We start from the raw sequence: 14,891 nt of genomic DNA, 5'->3' as shown, positions 1-14,891 counted from the left end.
TTGATTCTTCCCATGAAAAAGATACTTCTTCTTTGCTATTTATTATGGGCATTCCCAGCTGAAATGATGGGGCAGGCTAAGGTAAGTACCAAAACACCATCAAAAACTACACCACGCGCTTCCGTAACAGAAGAGCCTGGTACATGTATTGGCTTAGTTGTAAAACCTATAAAAGGACAAATCTATATCCGATGGGCGCCTACGATGCAAAGCTACTGGGAGTTTGGTTATCAAAGTGGCTATGTGTTGGAGCGTATAAATGTAAAGACTCAACAGAAAATAGTCCTTCAAACAACTATCAAACCTCAGCCGTCCACCGTATGGAAACCATTTGTAGATAAAAAAGACCGCAACTATACTATTTTGTATGCGGCTATTTATGAGCCCCAGGAGTATTCCCAAGACATCCTTCAGCAAATGAACGAACGTCGCCATTTATTCCAATTCGCCCTTTTTGGAGCTGATATGGACTTTCAGGCTGCATGTATGGCAGGTTTGGGATTTGTGGATTCAACGGCCGTAGGTGGGGTACGTTACCAGTATATTGTCAGACACAAAATAGCTCCTAAATACGGGCTTTCCCCTACCGTTTCTGCCGAGGTAGGACTGAATGATACTATTCCGTTACCGAGTATTTCTGAATTTTTTGGGGTAGGTGGAACAAATAGTGCGAGTCTTTTTGCCGCAACCAAAACACTAAAAAAATACTATAATGCATACCGAATTGAGCGCTCTACCGACTCTCTTGATTTTGAATCTATCAGTGATTTACCGATCATTGTCACCAATAAACGGGATAGTTTGGTGGTAAGCGATACCCTCAAAGACAATGATATTTATTACTATTATCGCATAAAAGGGTTAACTATTTTTCAGGAAGAAGGGCCTTACTCTAAAGTCATTAAACTGAAAGGAAAAACAAATCTTCCACGTCCCGAAATTTACTCGGCGCAAGTGCTTAACAAAGATACAGTCGAAGTCACCTGGCTTTATCGTGACAGTCTCAACCGATACATTCAAAAATATCAATTAGTCGGGTCTTTGTTAAGAGATGGTCCCTATACCCCGATTAGTGGAGATATTCCTCCCGAACAGCATTATTTCAATTTTAAACCGCTGACCCCTACCAAGGGATTTTCTTTTTACATCAAATTACGTACTTACCCCATAAAGGGAGAGATGATGGAAACCCTTCCTTATCCCATCGTATTGGCCGACGACGACCCGCCAGCTCGCCCGAAAGGTCTCAAAGGAAAGATTGAAGTAAAAGATGAGATTGGAATTGTGACATTGAGCTGGGAAGCTAATACAGACTCTGACTTGATGGGATATTTTTTGACTCGAAAGTTAGGAGTGGAGACGGAGTTTTCACGCATTAATAATAAAGTATCCACGGCTACAACACTAACAGATACACTTCAACTGAAACATCTTCAAAAATTCGTTACCTACAGTGTCAATGCCATGGATGATTTGTTTAAGCAATCGGAAGCATCAGAGCCGTTGATTCTTGCAATCCCCGACATCAATCCCCCCACCTCGCCCATCATCGACAGCTTTGCGATAGAAGATAAAAAAATCTTTCTCCGCTGGACGCGCAGCTATTCTGACGACGTTCAAAAACACATTTTGTACCGAAAAAAACTGCCTACGACGGCTTGGGAAGAAGTAATGACCCTGACCGATACCCTTCGTAATACGTATATTGATTCAAACGTGGTGGAAAAAAGTCTCTATGCTTATACGCTCATTGCGTTCGACGATGCCCAAAACCAGTCAGAACCCGCGAGCCCAGTGGTTCTTGAAACGCCCTACTTTACCCAAAACGTTGATTTTGTTCGCTTTACCTCAGTATTGGATACCGTCGATTATCGGGTCAAACTGTCATGGGAATGCAAGCAAACTGATAAAATTGACAATTTCTTGATTTACCGTGCCTCACAAGGAAAGGAATTGGCTTTTGTCAAAAAAATGGATAAAAACAACCGTGAATGGCGTGATTTGATTGAAGTTGAGCCCAATACGGTGTATAAATACGTCATTCGGGCTAAAATGCAGGAAGGGTATTTGTCGGGCTGGAAAGAAACTGAAATTGAGTTGAAACCATGAAAAAATACGTACTCCTTTTTTGGGTAATGCTGTCGGCGATGGCCCATACGTTCGCTCAAAATTTCTCCTGTACGGCAGGAAGCCCCGTAAGGGTGCAATTTACAGGTTGTGCCAGTACGCCCACTTGGGCTGATAATGGTACAACGGCCACAACATTGCGTACCATTTCATCGGCAGGTACTTACACGGTCAATTGTGGGGGAACGCTCCACTCGTTTCGCATTACCAACGTCAATGCCTGTCCCTCATTCGCTTGTGATTTAAGTCTCAATGCTTCTGTCAACCCCGTCACGGCTGGGCAAAGTTCGGTGTTGAGCTACTCGGGATGTGATGATGGTACTGTGACTTGGGATCGTGGCTTGGGCACGGGTGATAACAAAACGGTTTCTCCAACGGCCACTACTACCTACAACGCAACCTGTACTCCTACCAATGGAATAATTTGTACAAGAGCTGTAACGGTCAACTTTGTGGATTGTGCGGTAACTGCCAATGCAAACCCTTCCGCCATCGTTGCTGGGCAAAGTTCAACATTGTCATTTACAGGTTGTTCGGGCGGTTCTGTTGATTGGGTGACCGATAAAGATGAAGGAGTAGGGTCGGGAAATAATGTGGTGGTCAGACCGACGGTTACGACCAACTACGTTGCGGTATGTAGTAAAGGGGGAGGCTATTGCTTGGGTACTGTGACAGTAAATGTATCAAATTGTGATATTACGGCCTCCGCCTCATCCACTAACATCAACGCAGGTCAAAGCTCGACTTTGAGTTATACGGGCTGCGTGGGTGGAAGCGTGAGTTGGAGCAATGGTCTGGGGACGGGCAATAACAAAACCGTCACCCCTGGCTCATCGACCCGATACACAGCGACGTGTACCCCAGCGGGCGGCGGTAGTTCATGCACGTCATCAGTGACAGTGAATGTAACAGCCTGTTCTGTGTTGGCTTTTGCTCAAAATACCAACATCAACGCAGGCCAATCGACGATATTGGCGTACGAAAACTGTACCAATGGAAATGTGAGTTGGAGCAATGGTTTGGGAACGGGTAACAACAAAACGGTTACTCCCGCCACGACGACGACCTACACAGCGACGTGTACTCCAACTGGTGGGGGTAGTTCATGCACGTCATCAGTGACAGTGAGTGTAACAGCCTGTTCTGTGTTGGCTTTTGCTCAAAATACCAACCTCAATGCAGGGCAATCGACGATATTAGCGTACGAAAACTGTACGAATGGAAGTGTGAGTTGGAGTAATGGTTTGGGAAATGGCAACAACAAAACGGTTACTCCTTCAACAACAACGACTTACACGGCGACGTGTACTCCCGCGGGTGGTGGCAGTCTTTGTACTTCCTCGGTAACGGTAAATGTGACAAATTGTACTATTACAGCCTCGGCTTCCCCCAACAACATCAACGCAGGCCAGAGCACGACTTTGAGTTATACAGGTTGCGCGAGTGGAAGCGTGAGTTGGGATAACGGTTTAGGAACGGGCAACAACAAAACAGTTACTCCTTCAACAACAACGACTTATACAGCCACCTGTACCCCAACTGGCGGCGGCAGTCCTTGCACATCGTCAGTAACGGTAAACGTAACAAATTGTACTATTACAGCCACGGCTTCCCCCAACAACATCAACGCAGGCCAAAACTCGACCTTGAGCTACACGGGTTGCGCGAGTGGAAGCGTGAGTTGGGACAATGGTTTAGGAACGGGCAACAACAAAACGGTTACTCCTTCAACAACAACGACTTACACGGCGACGTGTACTCCAACTGGCGGAGGCAGTCCTTGTACATCGTCAGTAACGGTAAACGTAACAAATTGTACTATTACAGCCTCAGCTTCCCCCAACAACATCAACGCAGGCCAAAGCTCGACCTTGAATTACACGGGATGCGCAAGCGGAAGCGTGAGTTGGGATAATGGTGCAGGAACGGGCAACAACAAAACGGTTACTCCTTCAACAACAACGACTTACACGGCGACGTGTATCCCAACAGGCGGAGGTAGTCCTTGTACATCTTCGGTAACGGTGAATGTAACTAGTTGCACAATCACAGCCTCGGCTTCCCCCAACAACATTAACGCAGGCCAAAGCTCGACCTTGAGTTATACAGGTTGTGCGAGCGGAAGCGTGAGTTGGGACAACGGTTTGGGAACGGGCAACAACAAAACAGTTACTCCTTCAACAATGACGACTTACACGGCGACGTGTACCCCAACAGGCGGAGGGAGTCCTTGTACTTCCTCGGTAACAGTAAACGTAACAAATTGCACAATCACTGCCTCGGCTTCCCCCAACAACATCAACGCAGGCCAAAGCTCGACCTTGAGTTATACGGGCTGCACGAGCGGAAGTGTGAGTTGGGACAACGGCGCAGGAACTGGAAATAATGTAACCGTAAGCCCCGCCATGACGACGACCTACACCGCGACGTGTACGCCAACTGGCGGCGGCAGTCCTTGTACTTCTTCAGTAACGGTAAATGTAACAAATTGTACTATAACTGCCTCGGCTTCCCCAAATAATATCAACGCAGGCCAAAGCTCGACTTTGAGTTATACAGGCTGCGCGAGCGGAAGTGTGAGTTGGGGCAACGGAGCAGGAACTGGAAATAATGTAACCGTAAGCCCCGCCACGACGACGACTTACACCGCGACTTGTACGCCAACTGGCGGCGGCAGCCCTTGTACTTCATCGGTAACGGTAAATGTAACAAATTGTACTATAGCAGCCTCGGCTTCCCCAAATAGTATCAACGCAGGTCAAAGCTCGACTTTGAGTTATACAGGCTGTACGAGCGGAAGTGTGAGTTGGGACAACGGCGCAGGAACTGGAAATAATGTAACCGTAAATCCAGCCACGACGACGACCTATACAGCGACGTGTACACCAACTGGCGGCGGCAGTCCTTGTACTTCATCGGTAACAGTAAATGTAACAAATTGCACTATAACAGCCTCGGCCTCACCCAACAACATCAACGCAGGCCAAAGTTCGACTTTGAGTTATACGGGCTGCACGAGCGGAAGTGTGAGTTGGGACAACGGCGCAGGAACTGGAAATAATGTAACGGTAAGCCCCGCCACGACGACGACTTACACGGCGATGTGTACTCCAACTGGCGGCGGCAGTCCTTGTACTTCTTCAGTAACGGTGAATGTAACAAATTGTACTATCACTGCCTCAGCTTCCCCCAACAACATCAACGCAGGTCAAAGCTCGACTTTGAGTTACACGGGCTGCGCGATCGGAAGCGTAAGTTGGAACAACGGCGCAGGAACTGGAAATAATGTAACCGTAAGCCCCGCCACGACGACGACTTACACGGCGACGTGTACTCCAACTGGCGGCGGCAGTCCTTGTACTTCATCGGTAACGGTAAATGTAACAAATTGTACTATAACAGCCTCGGCCTCACCCAACAACATCAACGCAGGCCAAAGCTCGACTTTGAGTTATACAGGCTGTACGAGCGGAAGTGTGAGTTGGGACAACGGCGCAGGAACTGGAAATAATGTAACCGTAAGTCCCGCCACGACGACGACTTACACCGCGACTTGTACGCCAACTGGCGGCGGCAGCCCTTGTACTTCATCAGTAACGGTGAATGTAACGAGTTGTACTATCACTGCCTCGGCATCCCCAAATAGTATCAATGCAGGCCAAAGTTCGACTTTGAGTTATACAGGATGCGTGGGTGGAAGCGTGAGTTGGGATAATGGCGCAGGAACGGGCAATAATAAAACGGTTACTCTTTCAACAACAACGACTTACACGGCGACGTGTACTCCCGCGGGTGGTGGCAGCCCTTGTACATCTTCGGTAACGGTGAATGTAACAAGTTGCACTATAACAGCCTCGGCTTCCCCCAACAACATCAACGCAGGCCAAAGCTCGACCTTGAGCTACACGGGTTGCGCGAGTGGAAATGTGGGTTGGAGCAATGGCGCAGGAACTGGGAATAATGTGACCGTAAGTCCAGCAACGACGACAACCTATACCGCTACTTGTACCCCTTCGGGCGGCGGCAGTCCTTGTACTTCATCGGTAACGGTAAATGTAACAAATTGTACTATAGCAGCCTCGGCTTCCCCAAATAATATCAACGCAGGTCAAAGCTCGACTTTGAGTTACACGGGCTGCGCGAGCGGAAGTGTGAGTTGGAATAATGGCGCAGGGACTGGAAATAATGTAACGGTTACTCCTTCAACAACAACGACCTACATGGCGACGTGTACCCCAACTGGTGGTGGCAGCCCTTGTACTTCTTCGGTAACGGTGAATGTAACAAATTGCACTATTACGGCGTCCGCCTCACCCAACAACATCAACGCAGGCCAAAGCTCGACTTTGAGTTACACAGGCTGCGTGAGCGGAAGTGTGAGTTGGAACAACGGCGCAGGGACTGGAAATAATGTAACAGTAAGTCCAACATCAACGACGACTTATACAGCTACTTGTACGCCAACTGGCGGTGGGAACATTTGCGCTACATCCGTCACTGTCAGTGTAATACCTTGTTCAATCTCGGCGTTTTCTTCTCCACCTAGTATTAATGTTGGGCAAACGTCTATTCTCTCCTATACGGGTTGTAGTAATGGAAGTGTTACTTGGAATAATGACGTTGGCAGCGGAAATACCCGTACTGTGACGCCTGTATTCACCACTACATACACGGCAACTTGTACCCCTTTTGGCGGTGGAAATGCTTGTAGTGCTGAGGTAACTGTAGCTGTCAGTCCTGCGCCGATTTTCATTACTTCAACTTCTTCCAAAGCTCCTTCGTGTACCGATGGCAAAAACGGCAGCATTTTCATTGGTTTAAGTCGCAGAACCGTCACGGGAGAAACAAACATTCGCCTAACCCTCCTTAAAAATAACTCACTGGTGGGGACTTTCCTGGGACAAGCGGCTGCCTTTGTAACTCCCGAAAATTTGGACGCAGGTACGTATCAAATAGTGATTGAAACGATGATTGGTTCGGTAGTGTCTGCACGAGCCGAGGGCAGCATTACCTTGCTTAATCCCTTGCCAGTGGTTTTTTCGTTGTCCAAAACTGACATTAAATGTTTTGGAGGTACGGATGGAACGCTTCAAATTGAAGCGAGTGGCGGGACAGGAGGTTTTTTCTACCAAATTAATGAGGGAAACTCAAGTGCGTTTAACGGAGGTACGAAACATAATCTCACAAATGTCGGCTTAGGAACGTACCGCATTCGGGTCAGCGACAGCTTTAATTGTACTGCTTTGCCCCAAAATATTTCCATCAATCAGCCAAGCGAGAAACTGGAATTGACCAAAATTTCGCAAAAAGACCCGCGTGGGTTTGAAACCAAAGATGGTCAGGGTGTGGTCAGGGTCAAAGGGGGAACGCCTAGTTATGTATTTGAATGGGTCGATGAAAAAGGAGTAAGCTATGGTTCAGGTGAAACAACCTTGCCCGAGAATGCCAACAAGACGCTGCGAGGGGGGACGTATTTTGTCCGAGTCTATGATGCTAATTATGCGACGGCTACCCAAAAAGCGGGCTGTTTTAGCGAAGTGGCTTTTGCGCTGGTAGAACCGCCCATCATTGAAGCCCGCATTGACCTAGCGAAAGAGGTTTCGTGTTTTGGTAAAAAAGATGGAGTACTGTTGGTTACGCCCAAGGGCGGTGTACCTTCAACGGCTGGAGAGTATAAGATGCAGTTGTTGAGCCAAACCAATGCTTCATCGGTGCTTTTGCCCAACAAAAATTCATTTGAAAAGTTGCCAGCGGGTCAATATACCTTGACAGTCACGGATGCCAATGAGGTGTCCCGAAGCTTTAATTATACCCTAACGGAGCCTTCGAAAGTAGTTACTCGGGTGATTGAGATAACTCAGCCTACGTGTTTTGGTGATAAAACGGGAAGTATTGAAATCAGTGCTAGCGGTGGAAGGGGCGGACATTCGGCTACTTGGAATACGAATAGTAATGCAATGAAAATCACTGGATTGTCGGCTGGAAGATATACCGCCATAGTTACTGATGCAGGCGGATGCCAGTCGGACATCGTTGCGGTTGAAATCAAAGCACCTCCCAAGTTGGACATTGCATTTAGAATCACCCAACCTACCTGCTCTTATTCTTGCAATGGTTCGGTAACGGCGGGTGTTACGGGAGGAACTGGCGCCTATCAAATGTCGTGGGAAGGGCGGATCAGCCAAGACACTAGGCTTGAAAACCTGTGCGGAAACGAACTTTTGTTGTTCAAAGTAACTGATGCCAACCAGTGTGTCGCAACCAAAACGGCCGTTTTACTTCGTCCTGCGGGCATTGTCTCCAAAGTTGAAAGTGAAAAGAAGTTGTGTCAAGGACAAAGCATTCGATTGGATGCTACCAACGAACAAGCGGACAGCTATTTGTGGAAACTTCCCGATGGTACGACTTCTACGCAACCAATTCTTGAAACAAAACTGGCAGGAATGTATTCACTATCGCTATTTGACAAAGCTAAATGTGAGTTTAAATCAACCGTAAATGTTGCTCAAGTGGCGACAAACGGAAAGATTCGGTTTGCGTCGGCATCCACGGCACCGCGCAACGAGTCAGTGGTTGTGCTGAACCTTTCAGATCCTGCTCCAACTCAGGTGGACTGGTTGTTGCCCAAAGAAGCTTTGGTGAAAATTAAAACCAACGAACGGGTGGAGTTTAGTATCGGAACCCTCGGGAATTATACTGTGGGCGTTAAAGCTACTTTTGCCGCGTGTGAAATGTACCAATCAAAGCCGCTTTCTATCGTAGATTTTTATCCCAAAACGGTTGCAGTCCACAACGATGATGTCGTTTTGAAAGTAAGTCCCAATCCGAGTTTTGACGATTTGGAGGTCAATTTACGTTTTGACCAACCGACTTCATTTAAGCTTCGACTGTTTGAAGCAGGGAATCCCGACCGAGTTGTTTTTGAAATGGAGGAAAAGGACAAAGCTGATTTTGTTACCAAAATCAGCGCCTTTTTGCTGAACTCTGGGCAATACATTCTAACGGTTGATACCCCAACGGGAAGAATCTCCCAAAAAGTAACAGTACTCAAATAAACCATAAGACAAGGTCAGACGACAGTCAGACCGTTTAAACAGACGAAAGCCAGACCCTTTAAATTGCCTGATCCATGTTTAGAGCTTTACTTTATACCGCAACTTTATTTTTTATTCTGGCTGCACTGGTAGGTTGCGTCAAAGAAGTGGCACTTCCAGTGACGGCAGATTTCGACTATCAGTCACCCAATAACTCGTTTACAATACCTGCCACTGTCACTTTTAATAATACCTCAACAGGAGGTGAAACTTTCCTGTGGACTTTCCAAGGGGGCGAGCCAAGTACTTCTACAAAAAAAACACCAGGAGAAGTCATTTATAAAACAGCGGGTACGTTCAATGTCCGTTTGGAAGTTAGTAATTTTGATGGTAGTCAACGTGTTATTGAAAAAAAGGTCACCATCGACGCCAATTTAAAAGCCGATTTTGGTTACGCTGTAGAGGGAAATACGTACGCTCCTGCCACCGTCAAATTTTCAAATACTTCAGCAGGATTTGAGAAAATTGAGTGGACATTTGAAGGAGGAACGCCTGCCACTTCGATTCAAAAAGACCCTGTTGTCACTTTTGAAACAGGAGGAATTCACAAGGTACGACTGACGGTTTCAAACTCCCGTCTCACCGCTTTTCGAGATACCGTTATTGTATTAGAACCTGAACTGACTCCCACGTTTACTATCGACATACCCAAGCAATTTGAGGAATTGGAAGCACCTGTGACGTTGCAATTAAAAAATACATCGGTGGGTAACACTACCAATCGTTGGGACGTGGAAGGGGCTGAGGTAAGTCAGTCGCAGGAAAAAGAGCCCTCAGTTCGTTTTTCCAAAGCTGGAACGTACAGCATTTCGTTGGAAGTAAATAATGGGAAAAAGACAAAAAAAATCAGCCAGTCGATTACCATCAAACCTAGCAAAGGGTACGCGTACATCAAGGATGCGGAGCTGGGGATTTATGACAGTAGGGGAGAATGGGGTGTTTTTTATTCCACGACCCTAAGAAAAGCCTTCAAGGAATCGGAAGACGTGACCCTTGCCGAGGCTGCTACCATTGATTTGCTTTTTTTTGGACTCAATGAATCCTTTAGCTTCAATCGTTTTCTTTCACCTCATGCGGCTGCTTCGGCGGGAGTAAATCCGATTACAGGCGTGGGTAAAACCATCGTAATCAATCCACTAAACGTAGAAAATGTTCTTGATTTTGAAAATTTGGGAGAGGCCCAACTCAAAGCCTTGCAGATAATTCGGGATGAGAACGAACCTGATGAATTTTTCGATGAAAAAAGCCCTAAAATTGTGTTGTTTGAAAATGAACAGAAGAAAAAAGGAGCATTGCTTATCAAAGAATTTATTAAAGACGGCGCCAATTCTCGCATTCGTTTTGACATAAAAATATTGAAATAAAGCCCTAAATGGGTTTTTTTAATCCCTTTTGTCATTTCCGACACTCACAGTCTCGGCAAGCTTCCAACGTCTCAAAGGGCACCACGCCACCGCAACCACCCCACGTAAATTCTTTGCACTTCTTTTCTTTTTTGTCGTAATAAAATCGCTTAAATGCCGCAAAACACACACCAGACTCAGGTTCCAAAGCGCAATTGGGTGGAATGGGACAAGAGCCTTCACAACTTAGTAGGCTTATGATGATTGCTGTTAGCCAAGCAGATGAGAGAGTGCGCTTTTTCATAGAGCTTATTGTTTATTATTGAGACTCACAACTTCAACAAAAAGTTGGAATTTAAGCACTATGTTTGTGGCAGCCATCAGTAATAAAACCCGTTTTTCTGCTTTAAAAAGTACCAAAAAGCTTGCAGGAATTTGTTTAATTGCGGGCTGTAACGTAAAACATTTTGTCTTTTACTCGTTCAAACCAATGAAAACCATCAAAGGACCTGCCATATTTTTGGCGCAATTTATGGGCGACGAAGCCCCGTTCAACTCGTTGGATACCATCGCAGCATACATGGCCGATTTGGGCTACAAAGGAATTCAAATTCCGACTTGGGATTCGCGTTGTATCGACCTCAAAACTGCTGCTGAGTCAAAAACGTACTGCGACGAGTACAAAGGAAAATTGGCCGACATCGGCGTGGAAATCACCGAATTGTCTTCGCACTTACAAGGCCAATTGGTAGCGGTTCACCCTGCCTATGACCCTATGTTCGACGGTTTTGCTTCTCCAGAAGTGCGTAATAACCCTGCGGCTCGTACGGAGTGGGCTATTCAGCAATTAAAATGGGCGGCAAAAGCTTCCCAAAACCTCGGATTGACTTCGCACGTGACGTTTTCGGGTGCATTGTTGTGGCCTTTCTTGTATCCATGGCCGCAGCGTCCAGCAGGTTTGGTAGAAACAGGCTTTAAAGAATTAGGAAAACGTTGGAAGCCCATCTTGGATGCTTTCGACGAAGCAGGCGTAAACGTAGGTTACGAACTTCACCCAGGCGAGGATGTTCACGATGGCGTTACGTTCGAGATGTTCTTGGAAGCCGTTGGCAACCACCCACGGGCGGGTATCAACTATGACCCAAGTCACTTTGTGTTGCAACAGCTTGATTATCTACAGTTTATTGATTTTTACCACGAGCGTATTTTTGCTTACCACGTTAAAGACGCTGAGTTTAACCCAACGGGTAAGCAAGGAGTTTACAGTGGTTTCCAAGGCTGGGCTGACCGCGCGGGTCGTTTCCGTTCGTTGGGTGATGGTCAAGTAGATTTCAGCGGAATCTTCTCTAAATTATCGCAATACAACTACGATGGTTGGGCGGTATTGGAGTGGGAGTGCTGCATCAAATCGCCGATTCAAGGAGCTGCTGAAGGAGCACCATTTATCGCTGACCACATCATCCAAGTGACCGAAAAAGCATTTGATGATTTTGCAGGTACGGGCGCCGATGAAGCCTTTAACCGTAAAGTTTTAGGTTTGTAAATAACCTACCTTCCCGAAAGTTTCAAACTTTCGGGAAGGTATTTGAAATCCCAAGAGGCTCTCAAACCCTCTACTACTTTTTTTCGGTCGCTACGGCCGTATGGTGCGAGGCGGCAAACATCCACCTGCCGTTTTGTTTTTGGAGGGTATAAGTAAAAGCCACGAGATAACCTCCAAAGGAATGAATGCCACTGGCGACAATCAAATTGCCTTCTTTAAAAAATTTGAGATTAGACACGTCGCTGTTGGTGCTCTTTCGCCCTTCGTTATTTTTTACCACAGATTCTCGGTTTGAAAAAAGTCCCTTAGAATCCGTAAATCTAAAATCAGTTGAAAGGCGACTGTCGAAAAAATGGTGAGGATCAGCGTTGTATTCGGAGATGAATAATTGAAGTACTTTTTCGGGGTCGTCTGTATTGTCTTTTTGGGCAAAACTGACCGAGCAAACACTCAACAATAGTAACGAGCAAAGGGCGAATTTGAAGGGTAAGGTTTTCATTGGAGCATTAAAGTTTAGTAAATGACTGAGGCAAAGATCAGGGATTCATCTAAACTCTAATCTCCCCAAAATTGGTAGTTTTTAAACCAACTTTTGCTCAATGGCTTTCACCACTGCTTCGGGGGCTGAGTTGACGTGGAGTTTTTCGTAAATGTGCTTGATGTGGTAATGCACGGTGTGGACGCTTAAATTACACGAGTGGGCTATCATCTTATAACTCATGCCTTTAACCATGCAAGCCAACACCTCACGCTCCCTACCTGTCAGTTCGACATACGTGGGTTGTGACTGCACAAACTGGCTTTGAAACATCTGCATTACTTTGAGTGCAATGGCGCGCCGCCTTGATACACATCTTGTATGGCCTGAAGTACATCATCGGGGTCAGGGCTTTTGAGGACATAGCCCGAGGCACCGCCGCAAACCGCCGAAAAGATGCGGTGGTCATCCTCGAAAATGGTGTGAATCAGTACTTTGGTGTCTGGAAAAGTAGCTTTTATTCGACTCAATGCCTCAATACCCGAAAGTCCAGGCATCTGAATATCCATCAGCACGACGTCGGGGCGATGTTTACGGATTTTGGCTACGGCTTCGTTGGCATCTTCGTAGGCTCCAGCCAAATAAATTCCTTCGGTGTTATTAAAATAGAGTGTCAGGCTTTGCCTAAGCACTTTATTGTCTTCAAAAATAACGATACTAATCATTGAGAGCGATTGAAAATGATTGTTGCCATAAAGCTAAGGAAAACCAAATGAATGCGTTCTCCCCAATTTGGGTAGGCGCGTTTTCAAATTCTCTTCTATTTAGCGTCTATGGCTTGAGCAATTAAACCTTGCAACAATTTATCTGGTATATCGGCTCGTTCTGATTTATCGTAAAGTTGTTTGATTAACTGACCTAAGTCACCTCTTAATGAAGCATATTTTTTTGCGAGCCGCTTAAACTCGCGGTCGAAGCTATCAATGGTATAAATCTGTACCATTTTATGAAGCATCTAATTCATCCAATAGGTCTTGAACAGGATGGGCTCTGCGTTTACCTTGCTTGACCTCCTTCAGCTCTTCAAATCCTTCCTTAATAAGTTGCCATGTTTCTTTTTCTGAAGGATTCAATGTGTTCTCAAGTTTCTCTGTATGAGTAACTTGTACAAATGGGAGTGCATTGACCAATTTCATAAAAAAAGGAAATTCGCTATCAGGTACGTTAAGAGTTATTTGTCTCATAAGTAGTTGTATATGCTGTTATAATACCAAAATAAGTACAAATAAAGTGCATAATCAAGTTTTAGAAGCTGTTGACAACACGACCTCAACTCTAGCCCCACTTTTCGACCAAACGTTCACCTCAAATCCACCCTCCTTGGCCCGTTTTTGAAAATTTTTCAGGCCGTTTCCATCGGTGATTGTGGCAGGATCAAAGCCTTTTCCATCGTCCGAGATACGAATGCGGAACTCCCTGTTTTGTTGGTAAATCCGAACCTGCGCGTGGGTTGCTTCGCTGTGTTTGGCGATGTTGTGCAGGGCTTCCTTATAGACCAGATACAGGTTGCGCCTGGTGTCTATGATGGTGTGAATGGCCTCTTTCGATTGGTTTAATCGCTGGAAAGAACCTAACGAAAAGTGGGCTATTTCTAGGCATAAGGCGCAATCGGGTTAAGTTTTTGGACTTCTTTATCCGTTTGCCATCCCCAATTTTGGTAGTCTAAAAAACAAACCTCCCGAAAGTTTAGAACTTTCGGGAGGTTAATAACTGTCTTATTGTGAAACGATTAGTTTCTTGGAGGGCCACCTGCTGGACGAGCACCGTTAGGACGGCCTGGGTGTGCTTCGCCACGGTGGCAAGTAGAACAACCGATGCGAGGTTTACGGTCTTTAGTTGCGTATGAAGGCAACGCAGCAATGACTTCATCGTTGATTTTGCCCACCATAGCCACCATGTCAGTCGCAATTTTGTGGTCGCCTTTTTCGTCCGATGCCCAGTCGTTTAGGTTGTGGCAGTGGCTACAGCTTACGCCCAGCGTTTTGCTCCAACGGTTTTCCATGATGCCCAAAACGGCTTCTGCGGGTTGGCCTTTAAAAATTTTAATGTTTTTGAATACCTGTTCTGCGGGTAATTTTTCTTTGCCCACAATCGCCTCCTTAATGGCTTTTACGTGCTTGGCGCGGTCAGCAGCTAGGCTGTCTTCACGAGGGTCAGCAGAGGGGGCAGTGGTGCGAGAGGGAGTTAAAGCCAATAAAGAAGCGATGGCAGTTACTCCAAAAAGGGATAAAATCCATTTTTTCATG

At 46.1% G+C, this 14,891-nt stretch carries 12 protein-coding genes; 4 read left to right on the top strand and 8 right to left on the bottom strand.

Annotated features, from left to right (window positions below; all coding sequences use genetic code 11):
* Window positions 1-12: 12 nt before the first annotated feature.
* From AC23N5_RS11660 to AC23N5_RS11650, 3 genes are all read left to right on the top strand, one after another.
* On the top strand, window positions 13-2,109 hold the full coding sequence (locus tag AC23N5_RS11660) for a fibronectin type III domain-containing protein (protein WP_487755707.1): 2,097 nt from the start codon (window positions 13-15) through the stop codon (window positions 2,107-2,109).
* Window positions 2,106-9,182 carry a beta strand repeat-containing protein gene (locus AC23N5_RS11655; RefSeq protein WP_487755706.1) on the top strand — a complete coding sequence of 2,359 codons (7,077 nt, stop codon included), beginning with the start codon at window positions 2,106-2,108 and terminating at the stop codon, window positions 9,180-9,182. Before AC23N5_RS11660 ends, AC23N5_RS11655 begins: the two co-directional genes overlap by 4 nt.
* Before the next feature lie 74 nt (window positions 9,183-9,256).
* Window positions 9,257-10,585 (top strand): PKD domain-containing protein, encoded by a 1,329-nt coding sequence (locus AC23N5_RS11650; protein WP_487755705.1) that lies wholly within the window; start codon window positions 9,257-9,259, stop codon window positions 10,583-10,585.
* Between the two features lie 31 nt (window positions 10,586-10,616).
* On the opposite strand, the gene AC23N5_RS11645 is transcribed toward AC23N5_RS11650, so the two are convergent.
* Window positions 10,617-10,868, bottom strand: coding sequence for a BPTI/Kunitz domain-containing protein (locus AC23N5_RS11645; RefSeq protein WP_183976228.1), 252 nt, complete (start codon window positions 10,866-10,868; stop codon window positions 10,617-10,619).
* A gap of 186 nt (window positions 10,869-11,054) precedes the next feature.
* On the opposite strand from AC23N5_RS11645, the gene AC23N5_RS11640 reads away from it, so the two are divergent.
* Window positions 11,055-12,107, top strand: coding sequence for a sugar phosphate isomerase/epimerase family protein (locus AC23N5_RS11640; protein ID WP_183976230.1), 1,053 nt, complete (start codon window positions 11,055-11,057; stop codon window positions 12,105-12,107).
* Window positions 12,108-12,180: 73 nt separating this feature from the next.
* On the opposite strand, the gene AC23N5_RS11635 is transcribed toward AC23N5_RS11640, so the two are convergent.
* From AC23N5_RS11635 to AC23N5_RS11605, 7 genes are all read right to left on the bottom strand, one after another.
* The gene (locus AC23N5_RS11635; protein ID WP_487755704.1) at window positions 12,181-12,606 is read right to left on the bottom strand and encodes a nuclear transport factor 2 family protein; all 426 of its coding nucleotides are present in this window, start codon (window positions 12,604-12,606) and stop codon (window positions 12,181-12,183) included.
* Between the two features lie 81 nt (window positions 12,607-12,687).
* Window positions 12,688-12,918: a response regulator transcription factor gene (locus AC23N5_RS11630; protein WP_487755703.1), complete on the bottom strand. Its 231-nt coding sequence runs from the start codon at window positions 12,916-12,918 to the stop codon at window positions 12,688-12,690.
* A 5-nt stretch (window positions 12,919-12,923) separates the two neighbouring features.
* Window positions 12,924-13,310 carry a response regulator gene (locus tag AC23N5_RS11625; protein WP_487755702.1) on the bottom strand — a complete coding sequence of 129 codons (387 nt, stop codon included), beginning with the start codon at window positions 13,308-13,310 and terminating at the stop codon, window positions 12,924-12,926.
* A 95-nt stretch (window positions 13,311-13,405) separates the two neighbouring features.
* A complete protein-coding gene (locus AC23N5_RS11620) occupies window positions 13,406-13,600 on the bottom strand; it encodes a hypothetical protein (RefSeq protein ID WP_487755701.1) in 195 nt (64 codons plus the stop codon).
* A complete protein-coding gene (locus AC23N5_RS11615; protein ID WP_487755700.1) occupies window positions 13,590-13,829 on the bottom strand; it encodes a hypothetical protein in 240 nt (79 codons plus the stop codon). The genes AC23N5_RS11620 and AC23N5_RS11615 overlap by 11 nt, the downstream gene beginning before the upstream one ends.
* 54 nt (window positions 13,830-13,883) lie before the next feature.
* Entirely contained in the window at window positions 13,884-14,117 is a 234-nt protein-coding gene (locus AC23N5_RS11610) for a hypothetical protein (protein WP_487755890.1), read from the bottom strand.
* A gap of 257 nt (window positions 14,118-14,374) precedes the next feature.
* A complete protein-coding gene (locus AC23N5_RS11605; protein WP_183977036.1) occupies window positions 14,375-14,890 on the bottom strand; it encodes a c-type cytochrome in 516 nt (171 codons plus the stop codon).
* Between the last annotated feature and the right edge of the window lies 1 nt (window position 14,891).

The sequence above is a fragment of the Runella sp. R5_40 genome (assembly GCF_057652295.1).
This window is presented reverse-complemented; position numbering and strand designations above follow the sequence as displayed.